Annotated in this window: 16 protein-coding genes; 9 read left to right on the top strand and 7 right to left on the bottom strand. The window is 69.2% G+C overall.

Annotation, left to right across the window (positions count from 1 at the left end; translation table 11 throughout):
- Positions 1 to 101 precede the first annotated feature (101 nt).
- The 5 genes from CJEDD_RS10795 (at position 102) to CJEDD_RS10775 (ending at position 10741) form a co-directional block, all read left to right on the top strand.
- A complete protein-coding gene (locus CJEDD_RS10795) occupies positions 102 to 1184 on the top strand; it encodes an ATP-grasp domain-containing protein (RefSeq protein WP_042405523.1) in 1083 nt (360 codons plus the stop codon).
- Between the two features lie 78 nt (positions 1185 to 1262).
- Positions 1263 to 2612 (top strand): phosphate acetyltransferase, encoded by a 1350-nt coding sequence (gene pta, locus CJEDD_RS10790; protein ID WP_042405525.1) that lies wholly within the window; start codon positions 1263 to 1265, stop codon positions 2610 to 2612.
- Positions 2613 to 3818 carry an acetate kinase gene (locus CJEDD_RS10785; RefSeq protein ID WP_042405527.1) on the top strand — a complete coding sequence of 402 codons (1206 nt, stop codon included), beginning with the start codon at positions 2613 to 2615 and terminating at the stop codon, positions 3816 to 3818.
- 185 nt (positions 3819 to 4003) lie between these two features.
- Positions 4004 to 8326 carry a Rib/alpha-like domain-containing protein gene (locus CJEDD_RS10780; protein ID WP_273657522.1) on the top strand — a complete coding sequence of 1441 codons (4323 nt, stop codon included), beginning with the start codon at positions 4004 to 4006 and terminating at the stop codon, positions 8324 to 8326.
- 9 nt (positions 8327 to 8335) lie between these two features.
- Positions 8336 to 10741, top strand: coding sequence for a hypothetical protein (locus CJEDD_RS10775; RefSeq protein WP_042409093.1), 2406 nt, complete (start codon positions 8336 to 8338; stop codon positions 10739 to 10741).
- Positions 10742 to 10768: 27 nt separating this feature from the next.
- On the opposite strand, the gene CJEDD_RS10770 is transcribed toward CJEDD_RS10775, so the two are convergent.
- From CJEDD_RS10770 to CJEDD_RS10760, 3 genes are read right to left on the bottom strand one after another with little or no spacing between them, the layout of a single operon-like run.
- Positions 10769 to 13249, bottom strand: coding sequence for a serine/threonine protein kinase (locus CJEDD_RS10770; protein WP_042409095.1), 2481 nt, complete (start codon positions 13247 to 13249; stop codon positions 10769 to 10771).
- Positions 13249 to 14259 carry a glutamate ABC transporter substrate-binding protein gene (locus CJEDD_RS10765; RefSeq protein WP_273657521.1) on the bottom strand — a complete coding sequence of 337 codons (1011 nt, stop codon included), beginning with the start codon at positions 14257 to 14259 and terminating at the stop codon, positions 13249 to 13251. The genes CJEDD_RS10770 and CJEDD_RS10765 overlap by 1 nt, the downstream gene beginning before the upstream one ends.
- On the bottom strand, positions 14256 to 15641 hold the full coding sequence (locus CJEDD_RS10760; RefSeq protein ID WP_052333887.1) for a hypothetical protein: 1386 nt from the start codon (positions 15639 to 15641) through the stop codon (positions 14256 to 14258). Before CJEDD_RS10760 ends, CJEDD_RS10765 begins: the two co-directional genes overlap by 4 nt.
- Positions 15642 to 15678: 37 nt before the next feature.
- Between CJEDD_RS10760 and CJEDD_RS10755 the strand changes: the two genes are divergently transcribed.
- The 4 genes from CJEDD_RS10755 to CJEDD_RS10740 all read left to right on the top strand — a co-directional run bounded on the left by CJEDD_RS10755 (position 15679) and on the right by CJEDD_RS10740 (position 18974).
- On the top strand, positions 15679 to 16152 hold the full coding sequence (locus CJEDD_RS10755) for an NUDIX domain-containing protein (RefSeq protein ID WP_042410356.1): 474 nt from the start codon (positions 15679 to 15681) through the stop codon (positions 16150 to 16152).
- Complete coding sequence (locus CJEDD_RS10750) at positions 16145 to 17068, top strand: ABC transporter ATP-binding protein (RefSeq protein WP_273657520.1); 924 nt, start codon at positions 16145 to 16147, stop codon at positions 17066 to 17068. Before CJEDD_RS10755 ends, CJEDD_RS10750 begins: the two co-directional genes overlap by 8 nt.
- Complete coding sequence (locus CJEDD_RS10745; RefSeq protein ID WP_042409108.1) at positions 17061 to 17789, top strand: ABC transporter permease; 729 nt, start codon at positions 17061 to 17063, stop codon at positions 17787 to 17789. The genes CJEDD_RS10750 and CJEDD_RS10745 overlap by 8 nt, the downstream gene beginning before the upstream one ends.
- Positions 17790 to 18065: 276 nt before the next feature.
- Positions 18066 to 18974 carry an endonuclease domain-containing protein gene (locus CJEDD_RS10740; RefSeq protein WP_198133015.1) on the top strand — a complete coding sequence of 303 codons (909 nt, stop codon included), beginning with the start codon at positions 18066 to 18068 and terminating at the stop codon, positions 18972 to 18974.
- A 157-nt stretch (positions 18975 to 19131) separates the two neighbouring features.
- On the opposite strand, the gene CJEDD_RS10735 is transcribed toward CJEDD_RS10740, so the two are convergent.
- Genes CJEDD_RS10735 through CJEDD_RS10720 form a run of 4 tightly spaced genes read right to left on the bottom strand, consistent with a single transcriptional unit; the run spans position 19132 to position 23040 of the window.
- Positions 19132 to 20640, bottom strand: coding sequence for a phospholipase D-like domain-containing protein (locus CJEDD_RS10735; RefSeq protein ID WP_042409113.1), 1509 nt, complete (start codon positions 20638 to 20640; stop codon positions 19132 to 19134).
- Positions 20637 to 21428, bottom strand: coding sequence for an exodeoxyribonuclease III (locus CJEDD_RS10730; RefSeq protein WP_042409116.1), 792 nt, complete (start codon positions 21426 to 21428; stop codon positions 20637 to 20639). The genes CJEDD_RS10735 and CJEDD_RS10730 overlap by 4 nt, the downstream gene beginning before the upstream one ends.
- 5 nt (positions 21429 to 21433) lie before the next feature.
- A complete protein-coding gene (locus CJEDD_RS10725) occupies positions 21434 to 22042 on the bottom strand; it encodes a GNAT family N-acetyltransferase, cg3035/Rv0428c family (RefSeq protein ID WP_052333849.1) in 609 nt (202 codons plus the stop codon).
- A gap of 2 nt (positions 22043 to 22044) precedes the next feature.
- Positions 22045 to 23040: a hypothetical protein gene (locus CJEDD_RS10720; RefSeq protein WP_042409119.1), complete on the bottom strand. Its 996-nt coding sequence runs from the start codon at positions 23038 to 23040 to the stop codon at positions 22045 to 22047.
- Positions 23041 to 23068: the final 28 nt, after the last annotated feature.

The raw sequence follows: 23068 nt of genomic DNA, 5'->3' as shown, positions 1-23068 counted from the left end.
GCGCTCGCGCCCCCGCTTCCTTTCCGGGAAGCGGGGGCGTTTTGGGTGCGGAGTTACCACCGTTCCAGCCCGCGCCCGCTCCTGTGGGATAATTGGCGACCATGACAGTTCCGCATCCCGCTGAGCCGCGTCGCGCGCTGATCCTGGGCACCTCCCCGATGGCGAAGGAGCTGGAGCAGGCGTACCGCCGCCTCGGGTTCGACACCCGCACCGGCGGCGCGCGGGCGGTGGACGAGTTCCGCCCCGACATTATCGTCACCACCGGCGGCGCGAGCGACACCATCGAGGACGTCGAGGCGGCGGCGGCGCGGGTGGGGGCGACGGTGGCGCCGTCTGTAGACGCATGCCGTCACACCGCGGACCGCATGGCGGTGCGCACCCAAGCCAGCGAGAAGCTGGGGCTTCCCACGCTGGATTACCAGTTCGCCCGCACCCCGCAGGAAATGCAGGACGCCATTGAGCGCATCGGGTACCCGTGCGTGGTCAAGTCGCCCACGTCCAACGACGGCGAGGGGTTCAGCTTCGTACGCAGCGACGCGAACCTCGCGGATGCGTGGCGCAACGCCGATAGGGGAGTGGGCCAGGGTGCGGTGGTGGAGCGCTACATCGACTTCGACTTTGAGGTGACCATCCTCGCGGCGCGCTCCATCGATCCGCAGACGGGACAGCTGGCCACGTGGTTCTGCGAGCCGATCGGCACCCGCCACCGCGACGGCAAACTCGTCGAGGCGTGGCAGCCCGCGCCGCTGCCGGAGGGGGCGATGGACAACGCGCGCTCGATCGCCGCGCGCATCACTGGCGCGCTCGCGTGCTGCGGCATCTTTTCGGTGGAGATGTTCGTCTCCGGCGACGACGTCTACTTCTCGCAGGTCACCCCGCGCCCGAGCCGCGACGGCCTGGTCACGTTTGTCACGCAGCGCATCAACCAGTTCGACCTGCAAGCTCGCGCGACGCAGCGCCTGCCCATCGATTCGACGCTCGTTAGCCCCGGCGCCGCCCGGTTCGTGCCGGGCGTGCGCCCGTCGATGCGCGAGCTCGCCGCCGCGATGGCGGTGGAGGAGACGACGGTGCGGGTGCTTGGCGACGGCGCCCTGGTCCTCGCCACGGCGGACTCCGCCGCGGAGGCCAGGCAGCGCACGGACCAAGCCGTGCGAGCGATGCGCGACGTCGCCAGGGAGAAATAGGTCACATCTTTCTTCCCCTCGGGGCCCGGGCCACGCCGGTAGACTGGTGCATGTTTGCCCACGACGAAAGGTGAAGCCATGTCCCAACACCAGTCCCTGCTCGTAACCGCTGCGAACCGCACCCTTGACGGGCTCGACCTGGACCAGCTCGCCGGCAGGCTCGAGCTCTCCCCGGTCCGCGTCGAGGGCGATACGGTCGCCGAGATCTACAATTCCGGCGCCGTCCCGGCCGAGGGCGCGCTCGTCATCGGCACCGGCGACTACAACTTCGACGCGGAGCTCGCCGCCGCGCTCGGCGTGCCCGTGCTGCTCGTCGCCGGCGACGCGAAGGCGGCCAAGCTCGCGCAGCGCCGGATTGAGGCGTTGGGGGCCGTGGTGGCGTCGATAAGCGAAGGCGACCTCGACGGCATCGAGGTGGGGGAGGCGAACGCCGCGCAGGTGATGGGCCCGGTGGTCTTCGAGCACCGACTCCTCGAGCAGGCGACGGCGAACCGCAAGCACATCGTGCTGCCCGAGGGCGACGACGACCGCATCCTCCAGGCCGCGGACCAGCTGCTCAAGCAGGCGGTGGCCGAGCTGACCATCCTCGGCGACGTGGACGCGATGCAGGCGCGCGCCGCCGAGCTCGGCCTCGACCTGTCCCAGGCGCACCTGGTCAACCACCTCGAGTCGGAGCTGGCGGAGGAGTTCGCCAACGACTTCGCGGAGCTGCGCAAGAAGAAGGGCGTCACCGTCGAGGAGGCGCGCGAGACGATGAAGGACGTCTCCTACTTCGGCACCATGATGGTGCACAAGGGCCTCGCCGACGGCATGGTCTCCGGCGCCGCGCATACGACGGCGCACACGATCAAGCCGTCCTTCCAGATCATCAAGACCGCGCCGGGCGCGTCCGTCGTGTCCTCGATCTTCCTCATGGTTATGCAGGACCGCCTGTGGGCGTTCGGTGACTGCGCGGTGAACCCGAACCCGACCGCGGAGCAGATCGGCGAGATTGCCGCGGTGTCCGCGAAGACGGCCGCGCAGTTCGGCATCGACCCGAAGGTGGCCATCCTGTCCTACTCCACCGGCACCTCCGGCTCGGGCCCGGACGTGGACCGCGCCGTCGCCGCCGTGGAGGCCGCGAAGCAGGCGGACCCGGAGCTTGTTGTCGACGGCCCGCTGCAGTTCGACGCCGCGTGCGACCCGGGCGTGGGCAAGAAGAAGGCGCCGGATTCCCCGGTTGCGGGCCAGGCCAACGTGTTCATCTTCCCCGACCTCGAGGCCGGCAACGCGGGTTACAAGATCGCCCAGCGCACCGGCGGCGCGCTTGCCGTCGGCCCGGTGCTGCAGGGCCTGAACAAGCCGGTCAACGACCTCTCCCGCGGCGCGACCGTGCCGGACATCGTGAACACCGTCGCCATCACGGCGATCCAGGCGGGGGCGAAGTAAATGTCTTACGTCCTCGTCATCAACTCGGGCTCGTCCTCTATCAAGTTCCAGATTGTCGACCCCACTGCGGGTGCCTCGGAGGCCCCGTTCGTCTCCGGCCTGGTGGAGCAGATCGGCGAGCCGCAGGGCCGCATCACCGTGAAGTACGCCGGCGATAAGTTCGTCGTGCAGAAGGCGGTGCCCACCCACGCCGTGGGGCTGCAGGAGACATTCAAGCTTCTCGACGCCAAAGGCATCGGCCCCACCCAACTCGACATCGTCGCGGCGGGCCACCGCGTGGTCCACGGCGGCATGGTGTTCTCGGAGCCGGAGCTCATCGTCGACCCCGTCGTGGAGATGATCCGGGATCTCATTCCGCTCGCGCCGCTGCACAACCCCGCGAACATCGACGGCATTGAGGTCGCCCGCGCGCTGCTGCCGAACATTCCGCACGTTGCCGTCTTCGACACCGGCTTCTTCCGCGACCTGCCCCCGGCGGCCGCCCTTTACGCGATCAACGCGGACGTGGCTGAGCAGAACCTCATCCGCCGCTACGGCTTCCACGGCACCTCGCACGAGTTCGTGTCCTCCCAGGTTCCGGCGCTCATCGGCCGCGACCCGCTGCACACCCGCCAGATCGTGCTGCACCTGGGCAACGGCGCGTCCGCCTCCGCGGTGGCGAACGGCCACCCGATTGACACCTCGATGGGCCTGACACCGCTCGCCGGCCTGGTCATGGGCACGCGCTCCGGCGACATCGACCCCGGCATCATCTTCCACCTCGTGCGCCAGGGCGGGATGACTATCGACGAGATCGATAACCTGCTCAACCGCCAGTCCGGCGTGAAGGGCCTGTCGGGCGTGAACGACTTCCGCGAGCTGCGCGCGATGATCGAGGACGAGAACGAGAACGCCTGGCTGGCGTACAACGTCTACATCAACCAGCTGCGCCGGTTCATCGGCTCCTACATGATCGAACTCGGCCGCGTCGACGCGATTACATTCACCGCCGGCGTCGGCGAGAACGATAAGGACGTCCGCATGGATGCGCTGGATAACCTCAAGATGTACGGCATCGAGGTCGACCCGGAGCGCAACGCGCAGCCGAACGACGGCCCGCGCATCATCTCCACCGACGAGTCGAAGGTGAAGGTGCTGGTCGTGCCCACCAACGAGGAGCTGGCGATCGCGCAGAAGGCCGCCGCGGTGGCCGCGCGGGTGGCGTAGCTGCCTGGTTGAAGGGGTGGGGCCGGAGGGGTCGTCGATACGCGACGGCCCCTCTTTCCAAGTTTTACAGACATTAGGTTGCCTGATGCGGTAAGCACGCTATACATTTACGAATGGCAAGAACCGTATTGCGGACTGTAATTTGGGCTTGCAATTTCTAAGTTGGACATAAAAGGGGTCTCCCAATGGCAGGACAGCACCGCAAGGCAACCACTCCGCGGCGGGGAACGTCGCTGGCGGCGTGCGCGCTGGGACTGTCGCTCGTGGCCGGCGTGGTGCAGCCCGTGGCCATGCCGCACCTCGCGGGGGAGGCACAGGCGTCCGACGCGTCGGCCTCGCTGGTGAATTACGGCGGCACCACGACGGTGCGTTTCGGCCAAACGTCAACGCTCAAGCCGAACGTGAACAGGCTGACGGTGCACAAGCCCACGCACTTTGAGATCGCCGGCCAGGTGCCGTCCGGCTGGGGCGTCAAGCTTGTCGACGCTTCCACAGGCGAGCTCTCCGTCACCCCGGACCTTGCGGAGGCCGAGAACCTCTCCGACACGTTCACGATCCCCGTGCTCACGACCTGGGCTGACGGATCGCGGAAGGTGCTCAACGCGACCGTGGCGCTCGCCCCCGAACCGGCGATCGACCCGGTGGAATACCAGACCTTCTGGGCGGGCAAGGAGATCCACCCGGTGCATATCCGCGCGGTGAAGGTGCCCAGCGGGTCCAAGCTGGGCATCCAGAGCGGCCTGCCCGACGGCCTGACCGTCGACGACTCCCGCGCCCTGAACCGCTACCAGCACGTCTACCTCAAGGGCGCGCCCTCGACGCCGGGAGTGTACACCGTCACCGCCGCGGTGAGCGGCACACCCACGACGAAGACATTCACCATTACGGTGAAGGACCCGAAGGACCTCCCGGCGCCGACCTCCGCGGAGCTCGCCCCCGCGCCGCAGGACTCGGTCGAGGCGGGCCAGCCGCTGAACATCCCGGTGGACACGTCGAACGCGTCCTCCGTCGAGGTCTCTGGCCTGCCGGATGGCATGACCTACGACTCCGAGAACAGCGTGATCACCGGCACCCCGACGAAGCCGGGCAGCTACGAGGCGACCGTGGACATCATCACCAAGGATGACCAGGTACTGCAGGACAAGGTGCCGATCGTGGTGAAGGAGCCAACCCCGACGACGTCGGAGCAACCGACGACCGAGCCGTCTACCTCAGAGCAGCCGACGCCGACGACTGAGCCGTCGACCTCTGAGCCGTCGACCTCTGAGCCGTCGACCTCTGAGCCGTCCGCGTCGGAGCAGCCTACCTCGACGACCACGAAGCCGTCGACCACCGAGCCGACCTCGACGACGAAGCCGAGCGCCTCCGTCGAGCCGACGACGACCACGAAGCCGTCGACCTCTGAGCCGACTTCGACGACGAAGCCGAGCACCTCCGTCGAGCCGACGACGACCACGAAGCCGTCGACCACCGAGCCGTCCACGTCGGAGCAGCCTACCTCGACGACCAAGCCGACGACGACCACGGAGCCGACCACGTCGAACCAGCCGACGACGACCACGAAGCCGACCACGTCGAACCAGCCAACGACGACCACGAAGCCGACCACGTCGAACCAGCCAACGACGACCACGAAGCCGACCACGTCGAACCAGCCAACGACGACCACGGAGCCGACGACCGAGCCGTCCACGTCCGAGCAGCCGACCTCGATGACCAAGCCGACGACGACCACGAAGCCGTCGACCACCGAGCCGACTTCGACGACGAAGCCGAGCACCTCCGTCGAGCCGACGACGACCACGAAGCCGTCGACCTCTGAGCCGTCCACGTCCGAGCAGCCGACCTCGACGACCAAGCCGACGACGACCACGAAGCCGACCACGTCGAACCAGACGACGACGACCACGAAGCCGACGACCGAGCCGTCTACTTCGGAGCAGCCGACGCCGACGACGATCACGAAGCCGTCGACCACCGAGCCGACCTCGACGACGAAGCCGACGACGACCACGAAGCCGACGACCGAGCCGTCCACGTCCGAGCAGCCGACCTCGACGACCAAGCCGACGACGACCACGAAGCCGTCGACCACCGAGCCGACCTCGACGACCAAGCCGACGACGACCACGAAGCCGTCGGTCTCCGACCAGCCGACGACGTCGGAGCAGCCGACGCCGACGACCACCACCAAACCGTCGACCACCGGTCAGCTCACGACGAAGCCCTCCGCGTCGAACCAGCCGTCGATCTCCGACCAGCCGACGCCGACCACCGAGCCGACGACGACCACGAAGCCGTCGACCTCTAACCAGCCGTCGACCTCCGGGCAGCCGTCGACCACGGAGCCGACCGCTCCGGCGCCGACCGGCGAGTACACCTGGGCTCCGGTCACCGTCCGCGCGGGCGATCGCAAATACGCGCAGCCGCTGACTAAGCCCGAGGGTGAGGGCGCGGTGCGCGTCGTAGGCGACGCCCCTGACTGGATCACCGTCAGCCCGGAGGGCGAGGTTGAGGCCCGCCCGCTGCGCAATACCGCGCTGGGGACGTACACCGTCGATGTTGTGACGCGAAGCGGCCAGCGCAAGACGATCACGGTCGAGGTCGCGGCGCCGGGGGCTGACAACGCCCGCATCACCCCGAGCTACCGCCCGGCCTACGTTCGCGCGGGCGAATCGAACTCCGGGCAGCGCCCCGTCGGCGACATTGAGAGCGCCGGCAGCGTGCTCGAGGACCAGCCGCTGCCGAAGGGCACGACCTATAGCACCGCGTACTCGGGTGCGACGGTGGATGCGGCGACGGGCGTCGTCACGCTGCAGGCCCCGCTCGATGCGCCCGCTGGCACCCCGATCAACGTCCCGGTGCGCATCACCTTCCCGGACGGCACGACTACTGACGTTGTCGCGCCGTTCGACGTCGACGCCGCCGAGTTCCAGAAGTTCTACACCCCGGCCTACGCCGAGGGCATGGGCGCTCGCCCGGGCCAGACCGTCTACGTCCCGCAGGTGGCTAAGGAGCTGCCGGTGTACACCGAGTACAGCCTCACCGACCCGGACGCGGACTACAAGGGCTGGGACGTGAGCGTGAACCTGGAGACGGGCGAGCTGCGCGCGACCGCGCCGGAGGGCAACGCGGCGGATATCGACGTTTCCGTTACCGTGACGTTCTCCGACGGCACGCGGAAGCAGATTTCCGCCCACGTCGCGGCCCACAACGGCGCCACCCTGGCGGACCAGACGGCGGCCAGCTCCCGCTACACCTCGCCGGTGTACCAAGAGGACGGCAGCATCCTCGTCTTCCCGGTGGGCTCGCTGCCCGAGGGCGCGCGGTTCCAGCTCGACGGCCTCACGGCCCTGCCGGTGACGGTGGACCCGGAGACCGGCGCGATCCGCATCTCCGTGCCGGTTGACGCCCCGGCGGGCGCCGGCTTCGACGTGCCGCTCAAGCTCGTGCTGCCGGACGGCTCCGTGCAGGAGATCACCGTCCCGGTGCAGACGAAGTCTGACGCGACGGACCACGCGGTGTCCTGGCGCCCCGCCGTGGTCACGGAGGGCACGACCGCCACGGTGCTGCCCACCGACTTCCCGGTGGGCACGACGTTCGCGCTCGCCGCGTCCTTCGACACCCCCGGCTGGCAGGCGTCCGTCGACCCGGCCACCGGCGCGGTCACCGTCGCCCGCCCGGGCGGCGAGGATGACCCGTTCGCGGCGATGATCCCGGTCGTGGTCACCTTCCCGGACGGCTCGCAGCGCACTGTGGAGATCCCCGCGACCGTCGTGCGCGGCGCGGCGGCGGCCACCCCGGTCGACTACCCGACCACCGATCTGCGTGCCGGCGCGTCGACGGTGCTCAAGCCGAGCGTGAGCGGAGCGACGTTCTCCCTGCTCAAGCCGATGCTGGGCGTTCGCACCGAGATCGACCCGGGCACCGGCGCGCTCACCCTTGTGGTGCTCGACAGCGCGCTGCCGGGCGTGCGCGACATCCCGGTCGTGGTCACGTTCCCGGATGGCTCGCAGACCATCACGTCCGCGCGCCTCAACGTGCTCACCGCCGGCGGCGCCCGCACGCTGGCACAGGGCACGAAGCTTGACGACGTCTCCGCCGCCGTCCGCACCGGCACCACCACGCGCGTGGACCTGCCGACGCCGGAGCACGCCGTGGAGCAGCCGTTCTCCCTCGGCGCGTTCGACGCCAAGGGCTGGACGGTCGAGCTCGACGCGAAGGGCAACGCCCTCGTCGTCACCGCGCCGGAGGACGCGGCCGGCGAAACCATCACCGTCCCGGTCACCGTGACGTACGACGACGGGTCGCAGGGCTCGTTCGGGGTGCGGGTCGAGGCCGAAGGGGCGTCGATACGCAAGAGCTCCGAGGGGACCTCGAGCCTCGGGTCCTCGCGGCCGGATCTACTGCCGATCCTGCTCGGCCTGTTCGCCCTCTTGGGCGCGGGGGCCAAGGTTTTGTACGATAACCGAGAGTTTTTCCAAACCTTCCTGGTTTGGTGGAAGTAAGGACACAGCATGCGAGTAGGTAAACGCGTCATCGCGGCGGCCGTCGCCGCCAGCCTCGGCGCAGGCATCGTCCTGCCGGTGCAGGCGGGCGCCGTGATCGAGCAGTCGAGGAGCTTCTCGGTCGATGTGTCGACCGGCATCGTCGAGGGCTTCCAGAGCGCCGAGGTGAACAAGGGGCGTGTGTCCTGGCTCAACTACAACAGCCCGTCGTACGGCACGATGCCGAACGCGTTCTACATCGACGGCTACGCCAACGGCACGAAGGTGGAGTTCGCCGGCGACGCGACCGCGGTGCAGACGCGCACCGAGGGCGACACCGACATCGTGACCCTCACCCACACCGACCGGAACCAGGGCGTGCAGCTCGTGCGCACGTTCCGCGTGAACGGGAAGAGCGTCACTGTCGACGTGGAGCTGAACAACGTCTCCGGCCAGGCAAAGGACCTCGCGCTCAACCTGACCAACGGCATGATGTCCTACGACTACGACCTCGCGGCGAAGCGCTCCGGCGCCGGCTACAACGTGATGGTGGGCGGGCGCTACAACCTCAACGCGCAGTTCCCGGGCGCGGCGTCCGTGGGCGCCGGCGACAGCGTGAACAACGCCGTGGCCGGCAAGAACAACGACGCGCGCTACCAGGCGGGCGTGTGGAACGCGACGGTGGCCAACGGCGGCTCGCTCAAGGGCCAGATGGTTCTGTCCGGCGACGCGAACGAGAACCTCAAGGACTCCGACGGCGACGGCTTCCCCGACGAGTGGGAGCGCAACGGCTTCACCGCCGCGGACGGCACCCAGTTCCCGCTCAACCGCTGGGGCGCCGACCCGAACAAGAAGGACCTGTTCCTCCAGCTCAACTGGATGAAGTCCGAGTGGGAGACGAAGCACTGCTCCGAGAAGCGCCAGTACGCGCCGACGGAGGAGGACTTCGGCAGGTTCCTGGACTGCGCCAACGCTAACGTGAACGTGTACCGCCCGTCGCGCCAGACGCTCAACGACCTGGTCGACCTGTTTGACAAGCGCGGCTACAACCTGCACATCGACGCCGGCGAGTACTACAACAACATCCCGGGTCTCGAGCCGCACGGCGGCCCGACCGTGGACTACACGCCGTACTACTTCAACGGCGAGGTGCCCGGCACCCACCTGCTGCGCGACCGCAAGGAGCTGCTTGGTGACCGCCAGAGCGTCTTCCGCGTCGGCATCATCGGCGACACCCAGGAGCGCGGCAACCTGTCCTCCGGCAACGGCCTGCTCTCCAACGGCGCGTTCTACGTGGCGGACAACTACCTGATGACGTCGCAGGAGCAGCTGCGCAACACCATCCTCCACGAGTTCGGCCACAACCTCGGCCTCACGCACTCCGGCGCGAAGGCGGTGAACCCGCCGGACAGCTCGTACGTGCCGAAGTACAAGTCGGTGATGAACTACCTCTACCAGTTCAGCCACTTCGACTACTCCGACTCGACGTCGACGAACTACGACAACACGCCGATCCCGCAGGCCTGCACGAACGGCACGTCGAGGTGCTACAACGGCAGCTACGCCATCAAACCGGACTGGTCCAACCTCGACCTGGTCAACGGCGAGATCGGCCGCACCAACGGCACCACCGGCGTGGACGAGGTGGACACCCCGGGCCACAAGTACCCGACGGTGCGCGACCTGGAGATCATGGCCGCCGAGGAGAATAACGGCAAGGCCGGCTTCCGCGTGGACACGGACAAGCAGAACATCATCATCGCGAACCGCTCGGACTCGAAGGTCAACGTCCAGATCTCCAACCTGGGCATCGACCTGCACAAGTTCACGCTCCAGGTGAACTACCCGGGCGGGCAGTTCCGCAAGGAGTACCCGGTGGAGTCCGCGCTGTCGGACTACTCGAAGCTGCCGGTTGAGGTGCCGATCTCGAACACGGCGGGCTACACCGGCTCGTCCATGCCGGTGCAGTTCCGCATCTACAACGAGGACGGCAAGCTCGTCTCCAACGAGACGATCGACTTCTCGGTGCTCAACTACACCACGTCCGACATGGACACGCTGGTGAAGAACCTGGAAAAGACCGACTCCCCGCTGCTCAAGGACGCGCAGAACACGGTGGGCAAGAAGGACGCGGCGGCCCCGACGCTGTCCAAGCCGGCGCCGATCGCCACGGCGGGCAACACCACGGTCCAGCCGGGCAACCGCAACCCGGGCGTGACCGAGTTCGACCCGGTGCCGCAGGAGCGAACGACCCCGGCCCCGCAGCCGCAGCCGTCGGCGGCCACCACGGCGAAGCCGCTGAACCAGCAGCAGGGGCAGACCGCGGGCGGCAACGGCGGCAACGGCGCTAGCCCGGGCCTCATTGTGGGCATTATCATCGCCCTGCTGGCCGTGCTCGGCCTCGGCGGTGTGGCCGCGATGGGCGGCGGGTTCTAAAGCGGGTTCTAAAACGGGTTCGACCCGCTAGAACCAAGTGGCCGGGCGGACCTTGTTCGCCATGTCCACCAGCGCGTAGCGATGCTGCGGGTACGGCGCCACCCTAGCCTGCGCCCGCAGCGTGAGCGCGAGGCCGCGGCGCAGCCCGCGCACGGTGAACGGGTACTCGAACAGCGTGGCCGTCGATGACGCGGGGTGCTCGCGCAGGTAGATCAGCCCCGCCTCGATAACGGCCACCTTGATCTGCAAGAAGCGCGGCTCCGTCGACGGGATGCGCTCGAGGCGCCGCGCGGCGAGCCGGATCTGTTCTTCGGTGGGGGCGGCGTGCGCCTCCGACTCCGGCGCAACGAGGCAGAGGATCGCCGTAAGCTGCGCCATGCGGTAGTGCCGCGACGCGCTGGGCACCTTGTCCAGCGCCTTGATGGCCAGAGCCACCTGGTCTTCGCGCATGAGCATGCGGGCGAGCCCGAACGCGGAGGACACCGTCGTCGGGTTGGTCAGCCACACGAGCGCGTAGAGGCGGATCGCGTGGAAGCGCAGCGCCACCGGCTCGACGGTCTGCATCGACCACTCCGCGTCAATGACCCCCTGGGCAGCGAGCTCCTCGAACACAACGTTGGGCACCTCGTGGAGGTGCTGGTCCAGGCTGGCGGCGGCGCGGGCGAGGTCGGCGTCGAGAAGCTTCTGCTCCTGGGTGCCCAGCTCCTGGAGGAGCAGGTCGCTCACCGCGGCGAGGGCGAGCTTCGGCGCCGCCTCGCCGGGCAGGAGGCGCAGCACCTCGGCGAAGGAGCGCTTCGCGGCGCGGAAGTCGCCGAGCAGCGTCTCCACCACGCCGGAGTACCACCAGTGCCGCCACGTGCCGCCAAAGCGCTCCTCGAGGCTCACCAGCCACGCCCGCGCCTGCCTGGTGAGCCCGAGGTCGAGCATCGTGCGCACGACGCCGAACGGGATCTCCGTGGACTCCTCGTACTGCGGGGTGGTCATCGCCTGGCGCAGCGTCTCCAGGGTCTCGCGCGGCTCCGCGTACGAGGAACCCTGGAGCATCGCGGCGCCGATGTCGTCGCGGTTGATCAGCGGCGACGGCAGGGCGGCCACCACCTCCTGCGGGGTGATGTCCACGGTGCGCGAGATGCCGTCGATGAGCTGATCGGTGCGGAAGACGAGGTGCTTGGTGCCGAACGTGGTACGCTGCGGCGAGAACAACGAGTGCTGGGCGGGGAAGGTGCGCCCGTCGCGCGCCGCCACCACCTCGCGCAGCACGCCGAGCAGCTGGCCCTCGAGCTCCACCATCGACTCGAAGCGGCGCGCCGGGTCCGGGTCGCAGCACCGGCTGATGAGCCGGTACAGCGAGGTGTAGCGCCGAAACAGCGGCTCCTCGGTGGGGGTGGGGACGCCGGGGTCGTACACCCCGTCGGTCTGCGGGAGATCCACGACGAGCGAGGCGAGCGTGCGCCCGACCGTGTACACATCACTGCGTATCGACGGACCTTCGGTAGCCACCTCCGGCGCCTGGAACCCCTTCGTCCCGTAGATGAACCCGTACGCCCCGATGCCCGAGACCGCGCCCATGTCGATGAGCTTGACCTGGTCCTCCGTGACAATGATGTTGTCCGGTTTGAGGTCGTTGTACACCACCCCGCGCGAGTGCAGGTAGTCCAGCGCGGGCAGCACCTCGAGGATGTACGCGATGGCCACATCCGGTTCGAGGACGCGGTGCTCTGCCGCGTTACGACGCGCGCGCAGCGACGGCCCGCCCACGTACTCCATCACGGTGAACCCGCCCGGCACGCGCGGGTCGTCGATGAAGTTAAAGATCTTCACGATGCCGGGGTGCGTGATGTCCGCGAGGAACTCGCGCTCCGCCTCGGCAGCGGCCGCCTCATCCGCGTTGTCCGTGGAATGCAGCCCCTTGAGCACGACCACGCGCCCGGCCACGTAGTGGTCCAGCGCGAGGTAGATCCAGCCCATGCCGCCGTGCGCGATGACGCCCATGATCTCGTACTGCCCGGCCACGATGTCGCCCGCGGACAGCGCCGGCGGCGCGATGCCCTTGCGCGCCACCGCGGGCCGTGGGTCCACGAGGGCCGCCTTCGGCTCGGTGGGCTCCACCCACGGCAGCTCCACCATGCCGTCGGCGACGAAGCGGCTCGCGCGCCGGGTGCCGCGGCGCTCGCGGAAGGTGTCCAGCGCCAGCCTGCGCGAGCGTTGCGACGTATCCTCCCGGCCCGACCCCTTGCGCAACTTGTCCAGGTCCTTGAGCAGCCCCGCCATCTCGCCCATCGAGGAGTACTCGCCGAGCGAGTCGCCGGCGTCGTCTTCGTCGTCCGCGAACGGGTCGAAGGCGACCGCCTCGGTGCCCGGCTCGGCGTCGTCCGCGTCGTCTTCGTCGTCCGTGTCGTCGTCCGTGTCGTCGTCCGCGAACGGGTCGAACGGCACCGCCTCAGTGTCGCGCGCCTCAGTGTCGCGCGCCTCAGTGTCGCGCGGGTTGGTCGTGTTCGGGTCCGACATCACTCATCCGTCCTGTAGCGCAGCGCGGGCGGCGACGCGTCCACCACGGACCCGCCCAGCCAGGTGGCGTAGAGCTGCCGCAGGGAGCCGTCGTTACGCATCCGCTCGATCGTGGAATTGACCTGCCGCACAATGTCGTCCCCGCCCTTCGGTAGGCCGACGCCGTAGTACTGCGTGGACAGGCTGCCCGGCAGGATGTCGGTGTACGGGTCCTGCGCGGCAATGCCGGCGAGGATCGCGTCGTCCGCCATGATGGCGTCCGCCTGGAACTGCTGCGTGGACATGAGGCAGTCCGACCACGAGCGGGTGCGCAGCAGCGAGGAATTCGGGGCGAACGTGCGGGCCATCTGCGCGAGGTTCGTGCCGTCGACGATGCACACCGTCTTACCGTCCAAGTCGTTGAGGCTCTCGATGCCGCGGTCCTTCGGGGCGAGCACGCGCACCCGGGTTTCGAGGTACGGGGTGGAGAACTCGATTTGCTGGGCGCGCTCCGGGGTGATGGACATCGTGCGGATGACCACGTCCACGTCCCCGCGGTTGAGCGCGTCCGCGCGTGCCGCCGAGTCGACGAAGCGCAGGTCGAGCGTCCCGCGCCCGCTCTCCGTGCCGAAGATGTCGTCCGCGATGGCCTGCGCCAGGTCCACCTCGAGCCCGCGCAGGTGGCCGGAGGCCGTGTCGCGGTAGGACAGGAGGTAGAGCGACTGGTCGATGCCGACGATGAGGCGCCCGCGCTTGCGGATGCGGTCCACGTTCGGCGTGGGCGCCCCGGCCGGCGCGAGGCGCGGGTTGAGCGAGCCCTCCCAGTCCAGCTTTTCCGGCATGTACGGGGTCGCGGGCGGGCCGGAGGGCTCGTCGAGCAGCGCGCCGGGCGGCAGGGGCAGCGGGTCGCGGGTGGGGGAGGGCGTCGTGATCGTCGCCTCCACCCGCTCCGGCGCGCCGCCGTCAGCGCACCCGGCGAGCAGCGACGCGGCGATAAGCGACGCGGCGGTTGCAGTCGCGGGCCGCCTCACAGGTACTCACCCAGCCTCGGCCGGATCCCCGCCCAGATGCACAGCACGGCGAGGATGGACAACACCGCCACCACGAGGGAGACGAGGCGGGTGGCGTTGAGGGAATCGTCGATGTAGGCCCGGGTCGCTTCCCGGGACTCGGAGATGAGCTGGGACAGCGCGGAGTCGAGCGCCCTGAACGGGGCCTCGCCGGCGCCGCCGCGCGGGTCGAGCAGGGCCGCAGCGCGGTCGTAGCTGCCGGTGTCCAGCGCCTCGACGAGCTGGGCGTGCTCGCTCGACCAGGCGCCGAGGTGGGCGCGTGCGCCGTCGACAAGCGAACTGCTCGCGCCGACGCGCTCGGCGTCCTCGATGGCGGTGGTGACCGTCGCCGAGACCTCGTCGAACTCGCGAGAGGACGGGGTGGCGGACTGGCGCCGCAGCAGCGCGAACGTCTCGTCGGTGCGGGTCTCCAGCGCCTCGATGCGCGCGGCGGTGAGCTCCTCCCACGGCTGCGCGGCGCGCTCGTAACCGACCGACCCGGAGCGCCACGACTGGTAGTTGGACACGCCCACCCACGCGAGCGCCACCACGACGGCAAGCGTGGCCGCGAGGAAGCCCCGGTTGAGGCGGCGGCGGAACACGCGCCACAGCCACCACTGCGCCACAACCAGCGCACACAGCGCCGCGGCGAGGCCGGCCAGCGACGCCCACTGGGGCTGGGAGAGGCGGCGCATCTCCTCGGCGACGTCCGCCCGTGTGAGCTCGTTGATCTCGCTCGCGGCGACGAGCATCCGGGTGCGCATGATCGCGCTCGCCTCCGACATGTACGCCACGCCCACCGGGTTGCCCATGCGCTGGTTCACCTTCGCGCGCTCGTTGAGCCCCGCGTAGACCGGCAGGTCGCGCTGGATGTCCAAGACAAGCTCCTCGATCCGCTCGCTGCTCGCGGAATGCGCCTGCACGGCACCCTTGTAGATCTCCGCCGCCGAGCTCGCCGCCTGCTCAACGGAGGCGGTGTAGGCCTGCACGTCCTCTTGCGACAGCGGGCCGGGCTGCACGAACGCTCCCGCCGCGATCGTGTCCGCGCGCATGAGGGAGGCGGACAGGAGGTGCGCCGACGCGCTCATCGGCTCGGTGGCCTCGCGCACCGTGTCCAGGGCGTGGTTGCGGTTGTACATCGACTGGCTCAGGGACAGCCCGGCGGCGAGCAGCATCACCGTGAGCACGACCATCACCGCGATGATCTGGCCCGGGGTGGTGTGGATGAAGACGCTGCGGCTGCTCGCGCGCACCGGGCGGCGGCCGTGGAGCACGCCGTGCAGGGAGCGGCGCGGGGGCGACTCGAGCTCGTCGAGCCAGGAGTCTTCGCTCGACTCAGGGCTCGTCTCCAGCTGCGTCACCATTCCGCAATGATAACCGTTTCCACCTACAGTGGGGGCCATGCTTGGCGACGGAAACGGCTGGGTCGTAGCACCCGACGGCACGAAACTCTGGGGCCTGCACGGCGCCGCCGGATTGTTCCTCCTCGCGGGCGAGGGCGCGGACGCGCGCCTGCTGCTTCAGCACCGCGCGACGTGGACCGCCCAGGGCGGCATGTGGGGCATCCCAGGCGGCGCGATCGACTCCCACGAGTCCCCGGCGGAGGCCGCCGTGCGCGAGTCCGTCGAGGAGTGCGCGATCGACCCCGCGCTCGTCGCCGTGGAGCGCGAACTCGTGACCACGGAGCTGCCGAACTGGCGCTACACCACCGTCATCGCCCGCACCACCACCGGCGCGCCGCTGCCCGTCACCGCAAACGAGGAGTCCGAGGAGCTGCGCTGGGTGCCCCTCGCCGACGTCGCCTCCTTCACCCTCCACCCAGGGTTCGCGGAGTCCCTGCCCAGGCTCATGGGGCATACTGAAACGCATGATTGAAGTGCAAGGCCTGACCAAGCGCTACGGCGCGGTCCAAGCCGTCGATGACCTTACGTTCAGCGTCAAACCCGGGGTGGTCACCGGCTTCCTCGGCCCGAACGGCGCCGGCAAATCCACGACCATGCGCATGATCCTCGGCTTGGACAAGCCCAGTTCGGGCACTGCGCTTATCGACGGCTCCGCCTACCGCGACCTCCCCAACCCCGCGCGCAAGGTCGGCGCACTTCTCGACGCCAAGGGGGTCCACCCCAACCGCTCCGCCCGCTCCACCCTGCTCTGGCAGGCGCAGGCGGCCGGCATCCCGAGCTCCCGCGTCGACGAAGTCCTCGCCCTCGTCGGCCTCACCGACGTGGCGGGCAAGCGCGTCGGCGGCTTCTCCCTCGGCATGGGCCAGCGCCTCGGCATCGCGGCGGCGCTGCTCGGGGACCCCGAGTACCTCATCCTCGACGAGCCGGTCAACGGCCTCGACCCCGCCGGCATCCGCTGGGTGCGCGGCCTGCTGCAGTCCCTGGCCGCAGAGGGGCGCACCGTGCTCGTGTCCTCCCACCTGCTCGCGGAGATGGCGCAGACCGCCGAGAACCTCATCATCATCGGGCGCGGCCGCCTCGTCGCCGACACCTCCGTCGCCGAGTTCATCCGGTCGAACTCGGCTGTGACAGTGGTGGCGCGAGCCGTCGATACGCAAGCGCTCGAGGCCGCCCTCGCCGGGCTGGCGTACCGACGCGTCGTGGACGCGGACGGGCGCGAGGCGCTCGAGATCCCGGACCGCTCCACCGACGAGATTGGCGCGCTGGCCCACGCCACCGGCGTCCAGCTCGCCGAGCTTAGCGAGCGGCGCGCCTCCCTTGAGGAGGCCTACATGAATTCCACCCAGGGCCACGCCCAGTACGTCTCCGAGGGGGTCTCCAATGCTTAACCTGCTTCGTGCCGAATGGACCAAACTGCGCTCCACCTCCTCCTTCTGGTGGAACAGCGGCCTCATCCTCGCCTTTTCCGCCGTCTTCGGCGCGCTTATGGGCTACGGCGCGCGCATGGCCGGCAAGCCGTTCGGGCCGCTCACCATCGCGGCGTCGGTGGTGATGATTGACATGATCATTGTCATCGTGCAGTCCGCCATGACGGTGACCACCGAGTACCGCTTCGGCATCCCCGCCACCAACTTCCGCATCGCGCCGAAGCGGTGGCAGGTCGCCGTGGCGAAGCTGCTGCTCGGCGCCGCGCTCGCCGCGCTGGTGACGGCGCTGGGGCTGGTTGTCGCGTTCGTGTGCTACGACCTCGCCGCACCCGTGGCGTCCAACTGGCTCTCGACGTCGGCGGCCCACCGCGCGCTCTGGGCAATGCCGCTGGGCATGGCGCTGGTCACGCTGTTTACCCAGGGCGTGGGCTGGCTCGCGCGCAACACGGCCGGCACGATCGTCATCATGATTGTGATGATGCTGCTCGTGGAGACGCTCGCCGCCCTCATCCCGCGCATCGGCGCCGACGTGGTGAAGTACCTGCCGTTCGGGAACCTGCTCTCCTTCATGAACAACCAGGAGGGGTCCTGGTCGATCGGGGTGTCGCTGCTCGTGTTCACGGTGTGGGCCGTGGCGGCGTGGGTCGCGGGCGTGGTGGCGCTGGAGGCGCGCGACGCGTAGGCGGGCGCGCGGGCGCGGGCGGGGGTGCGCGGGCGCTTCCGCCGCCCCCCGCCCCCCGCGTCCCGCGTTTCTCGCCAAAACCGGCTACCTAGAACCGGCTTGGGGGCGCAAAACCGCCTGTAAGCCGGGTCCAGGTAGCCGGTTTTGCGTGGAATGGGGGGTGGGCGCCGTCGTTGGCCCGCGGGGACATCGGCCCGCTGATATATTGAGGGCGTCATCGGGGGATGGCAGAAATTGGGGGGAAATATGGATCGGGCACGTTTGGCGGGGATGTTGGTGGCGCAGGGCGTCGTCGATAAGCAACCTTGCGTACAGCTCTCTGCGACGAAGTTCATTCCTGAGTCGGCGTGGGCGGACTTGAAGTCGCACGAGCGGGAGTTTCTGCGCTGCTACTGTGCGGGAGCGTCTGCGCACAAGGCGGTGCTGGTGGGGCGGTCGGCCGGCCGGGCGACGAACATGTGGGTGATTCCGCACGACGACGAGATTGTCGAGCTCGCCCAGCGCGACGGCAACCCGCCACCGAAGCTGCAGTGGCCGGAGGGCGTCGTGTACCGGCACATGACCGTGCCAGAGCGCGACGTTGTGGTCTACGAGCCGCTGGACACTGCCGGTGGGGGCGCCAAGCTGCGGATCACGAAGGCGGCCCGAACCGCGGTCGACATCGCTAGGCTGCATGGGGTGCCCGACGCGGTAGCCGCGATGGATGGGGGATTTCGTGGCCAATCGCCCGTCGGTGAGGAGATGTGGCGCGAGGAATTGTCTGCCACCATCGCGGGGCTGCGCGGGAAGAAAGGGATCGGGGCGGCGAAGGAAGCGCTGGAGCTGTGCTCGCCTCTCTCGGAATCGGCGTTCGAATCGTACTTCCGCGCCCTCCTGGCACTCAGGGGTATTCAGGTGCAGGAACAGATGTGGATCGGCAGGAAGTACCGTGTCGACTTTCTCTGGGGCAAGCTCATCATCGAGATCGACGGCTACGTCAAGTTCGAGGACAAGCCCCATGCGGAGGTGCTCAGCCAGATGAGACGGGAGAACTGGCTGAAGGAGCAGGGGTACGAGATCATCCGCCTCTTTCCCTTTGAGATCCTGCGCGACGCCGAAGGCTGCATTCGCCGCGTGCTGGCGAAGAAGGCCATTGCGGATGCCCGCGGCCCGGTGCGGGTTCCGGCGACGCGGCACCGTCCGTAGCGTTCCACGCGCGGGTAGGCGTTCCACGCGGGTAGGCCGCTCCACGCGGGTAGAACCGGCTACCTGCAACCGGCTTACCGGCGGTTTTCGGCGTGGTAGCCGGGTCCAGGTAGCCGGTTTTGGCCGCCGAAGGGAGCGCACCCCGCCACGCCCGCCCCTACTGCAGCGCCGACGTCAGCTTCATCACGTTGTCGATGTAGCGCCGATACCACGGCCGCCGCGCCCACCGCTCGAGCGTGAGCTCCCGCGACACGGCCAGGTAGTTCGCGCCCAGCCGCTCGAGCGACCCGAGCAGGGACCCCGACGCCACGAACAGCGAGGACTCGTAGTTGAGGGAGAATGAGCGGATGTCCATGTTCGACGACCCGACGACGCCGACGGCGCCGGGCGTGCCGGGGTCGGAAAGGACGAACTTCGTGTGCAGCACGTACGGCGCCGGAAACTCCCAGATGTGCACCCCGGCCTTGAGCAGCTGCTCGTAGTACGCCGACTGCGCGTGCTGCACCATGAACTGGTCGGCCTTCTCGCCCACGAGCAGGTCCACGTGCACGCCCCGGTAGCACGCGGACGTGATCGCCTCGAGCAGCGACTCCTCCGGCACGAAGTACGGCGAGCACAGCGTGAGCTGCTTCTTCGCGTGGTGGATCATGGAGACGAACATGCGCAGGTTCGGCTCGGTGAGGTAGCCCGGCCCGGAAGGCACGAGTTGGAGGACATCGCGATTGCGTATCGACGTCGTGTCCGCCGGACCCGCCCCAGACACAGAACCAGCCCCAGCCCCGGCGACCGCGCGAGCGGACCCCGCCACGTCGAGGGCCTCGCCGGACTCGGTGTACCAGTCCACCGCGAACATGTACTCCACGGAGGAGACGATGGGCCCCTCGAGTTCGACGAACACGTCGACCCACTGGCGGCCGGCGCGCCGGTGGCCGGGCATGAGGTAGCCGCGGTCGATGAGGTTGAGGGAGCCGGCGAACGCCACCTTCGAGTCGATGATGATGACTTTGCGGTGATTGCGCAGGTCGGGGCGTCGCCACCGGCCGTGGAGCGGGTCGAGGGGCAGCATCATGTGCCAGTCCACGCCGATGGCGGTGAGGCGTTTCTGCAGTGTGCGGAAGCCGGGGTACTTGCGCGAGCCGATGTGGTCGAGGAGCAGGCGTACGTGGACCCCGCGGGCGATGGCTCGCTCGAGGGCCTCGAAGACGATGTTCGTGGTGTCGTCCCAGGCCACCGCGTAGATTTCGATGGAGATGGTGGCGCTGGCGTCGTCGATAAGCGAGGCGATCCGCTCCATTGCCTTCTGGTAGTCGGACCACAGCGCGCGGACGTCGCCGTAGACGGCGGGGTAGCCGGTGAGCTCGCGGTTGAGGCGCACGAGCGAGGCGGTTTCGGGCGGCAGGGACGCGGGCGCGTCGGAAGGTGGCAGCTCGACGGCGTCGAGGGCGCGGCGGGCCTCGACCTGGATGCGGTGGCGGCGCCGCGAGACCAGCGTGGAGCCCATGAGCAGGTAGAGCGGCAGGCCGATGACCGGCACGAAGAGGATGAGCAGCAGCCACGCGTTTGCCGAGGACGGCTTGCGCCCGCCGGGGACCACCCCGATCATGACGACCTTGATCACGGTGTCCACGACCATCGTCGCGAACTGCCACCAGGCGAGATGGATCATCGGACCTCGTCGTAGGCCAGCCCGCGCGTGTCGTAGTCCGCGACGAGCGGCGCGTGGTCGGAGGCGCCCTTGCCCTTGCGCTCCTCGACGTCGACGAACGCGCGCTGCACCTTATCGCGCAGTGGCGCCGTGGCGAGCTGGAAGTCGATGCGCATGCCCTCGTTCTTCTGGAAGCGCATGGACTTGTAGTCCCAGAACGTGTACGGCTCGTCGTGCTCGATTTCTGTGAGGCCGGCCTCGAGGAGCATCTGGAACGCGGCGCGCTCCGGCTCCGTGACGTGGGTCTTGCCCTCGAACCAGGCGATGTCCCACACGTCCTCGTCGCGCGGGGCGACGTTGAAGTCGCCCATGTAGCACTGGAGCTCGCCGGGCCTCACCTGGTCCGCGAGCGACCAGAGAAACTGCAGCTTGTAGTCGTAGTGCGGGTCCCCGATCTCGCGGCCGTTGGGCACGTAGAGGCTCCACACCTCGACGCCGCCGCACACCGCGCCGACCGCGCGCGCCTCCTTTTCGGGGTCGCCTTCCTTGGCGAATGCGGGCTGGCCCTCGAAGCTGTCGCGCACGTCGTCGAGGCCCACGCGCGAGGCGATGGCCACGCCGTTCCACTGGCTCGTGCCCACGTGCGCGACCTCGTAGCCGGCGGCTTCGAAGGTGGCGTACGGGAACTTCGCGTCCGGGGTCTTCGTCTCCTGCATCGCCAACACGTCGACGTCCTGGCGCTCGAGGAACGCGGCGATGCGCTCGGCGCGGGTGCGCACGGAGTTGACGTTCCAGGTGGCGATTCGCATGCGGCCTAGCCTAGCCGGTTCAGGGTCGCCGCCCGCCGCCGATGGTGCTCGGCCGCGCCCGCGGGCACGTCGCCGACAAGGGCGGCGCCGACCGCGTCGCCCGACGTCCACGCGACCTGCTCCGGGCCGAGGGTCCACGCGTCGTCGATGAGCTTGAGCGCGGGTTTGCCGATCCGCTCGGGCACGGTCAGCCGCACCGGGAGCCCGCGTTCGGTGTAGAAGGTTCGGATGGCGTCGAGAGGCACCGGCTCGAAGCCCGCGGACGGGCCGAGGGGGACGGCGGAGTTCGCCTCCTCGCCCGCGCCGGTGCGCATGAGCCAGCCGCCGGCCCACGCGGTCTCGCGCACATCGAGCGCGTCGGCGAGGCGCCGCTCCACGTCGCGGATCTCGGAGTTGCGCACGGTGCGCGGGGAGAGCTTCTTGATGATGTGCACGTCGGCGACCTCGATCGCCTCCTTCGACGACGGGAACCCGCCGACCTCTTGCGGCCGCACGACCAGCGGGTCGAGTCCGATCACGTGTCCGACGATGTCGCTCGCGTGCTCCCCGCGCCGCTGCCGCACGACGACGCGGTCACCCACGCGCACCGCGTCGGAGCGGAAGATACGGGACACGCTTATCGACGCGTCCCGCGCCCCAGCCGCATCACCACCGCGCCGAGCAACAGTGCCAGCACGCCCGCGGCGATGATGCCACGCATCGGGGTGCCGGTCTCGGCGAGGTCGTCGTCGCGCTCGTCGTCGTCATCGTCGACGGTGCTCGTGGTGCTCGACTTCGTGGTCGTGCTCGACGACGTGGTGGACGAGGTGGTGGACGTGGACGAGGAGGTGCTCGACGTGGTCACCGCCGACGTGGTGCGGTGCTCCATCACCGACGGGGTGGTGGAGGTGGTGGTCGTGCTCGTCGAGGTGGAGGAGGACGTGGTCTCCGAGCTGGTGCTCGTGCTGGTGCTCGTGCTCGTGCTCGTGCTCGTGCTCGTGCTGGTGACGCTCGTGGTCGACGTGACGGTCTCGTCCTCGGCAAGCACGCGGGTCTTGCCGCTGTTATCGCTGTCTTGCATCGTGCGCACGTCGAGCGCGAGCGGCTCCGTGGAGGTGGTGGCCGTGGTCGCCGGGGCGGCGGCGGTGGCCTTCGCCGAGGCGGCCGCGCGGTCCACGCCCGGGATGCCGAAGACGATCGGGGTGTCGCCCTGCTCGGAGCGCTCGAACGCGTCGAACGCCGTCGTGCCGAGGATCCCGCCCAGGCCCGCGATCGGGGCGGGCACGACCACGGCCGGGTCATCCGGCAGCAGGGTTGCGCGCAGCTCGCGCACGCCGGCACGCTCGCGCTCAACCTTGGCGTCGGCCTTGTCGAGCTCGGCCTTCTCCTCGCGGGTCAGCCCGTCCGCGGCGGAGGCCTCGCGCAGCGCGTCGAGCTCGTCGGCGGCGGCGATGAGGTCCTTTCGCCACGCCGTGAGCGCCGCGCGGACCTCGTCATCCGACTCAGCGCGGTTGATGGCGTCGATGGCGTCGGCGTGCGTCTCGTTGACGTCGATAAGCACCTGCTCGACGGACGTCGCGGGGGCGGGCGCGGCGGTGAGGGTCGCGGCGACGATGGCGGCGGGGATGCGCATAAGTTCCTCCGAGGTTACGGACAGTTAC

This window comes from Corynebacterium jeddahense (assembly GCF_028609865.1).
In the GTDB taxonomy this organism is placed as follows: Bacteria; Actinomycetota; Actinomycetes; order Mycobacteriales; family Mycobacteriaceae; genus Corynebacterium; species Corynebacterium jeddahense.
This window is presented reverse-complemented; position numbering and strand designations above follow the sequence as displayed.

Excerpts from the sequence above, each read along its gene's own strand:
- CJEDD_RS10735 (WP_042409113.1), bottom strand. The coding sequence starts at position 20,640 with ATGATCCATCTCGCCTGGTGGCAGTTCGCGACGATGGTCGTGGACACC.
- CJEDD_RS10755 (WP_042410356.1), top strand. The coding sequence starts at position 15,679 with ATGCTTGGCGACGGAAACGGCTGGGTCGTAGCACCCGACGGCACGAAA.
- CJEDD_RS10795 (WP_042405523.1), top strand. The coding sequence starts at position 102 with ATGACAGTTCCGCATCCCGCTGAGCCGCGTCGCGCGCTGATCCTGGGC.
- CJEDD_RS10720 (WP_042409119.1), bottom strand. The coding sequence starts at position 23,040 with ATGCGCATCCCCGCCGCCATCGTCGCCGCGACCCTCACCGCCGCGCCC.
- CJEDD_RS10775 (WP_042409093.1), top strand. The coding sequence starts at position 8,336 with ATGCGAGTAGGTAAACGCGTCATCGCGGCGGCCGTCGCCGCCAGCCTC.
- pta (WP_042405525.1), top strand. The coding sequence starts at position 1,263 with ATGTCCCAACACCAGTCCCTGCTCGTAACCGCTGCGAACCGCACCCTT.
- CJEDD_RS10760 (WP_052333887.1), bottom strand. The coding sequence starts at position 15,641 with ATGGTGACGCAGCTGGAGACGAGCCCTGAGTCGAGCGAAGACTCCTGG.
- CJEDD_RS10745 (WP_042409108.1), top strand. The coding sequence starts at position 17,061 with ATGCTTAACCTGCTTCGTGCCGAATGGACCAAACTGCGCTCCACCTCC.
- CJEDD_RS10750 (WP_273657520.1), top strand. The coding sequence starts at position 16,145 with ATGATTGAAGTGCAAGGCCTGACCAAGCGCTACGGCGCGGTCCAAGCC.
- CJEDD_RS10785 (WP_042405527.1), top strand. The coding sequence starts at position 2,613 with ATGTCTTACGTCCTCGTCATCAACTCGGGCTCGTCCTCTATCAAGTTC.
- CJEDD_RS10780 (WP_273657522.1), top strand. The coding sequence starts at position 4,004 with ATGGCAGGACAGCACCGCAAGGCAACCACTCCGCGGCGGGGAACGTCG.
- CJEDD_RS10770 (WP_042409095.1), bottom strand. The coding sequence starts at position 13,249 with ATGTCGGACCCGAACACGACCAACCCGCGCGACACTGAGGCGCGCGAC.
- CJEDD_RS10730 (WP_042409116.1), bottom strand. The coding sequence starts at position 21,428 with ATGCGAATCGCCACCTGGAACGTCAACTCCGTGCGCACCCGCGCCGAG.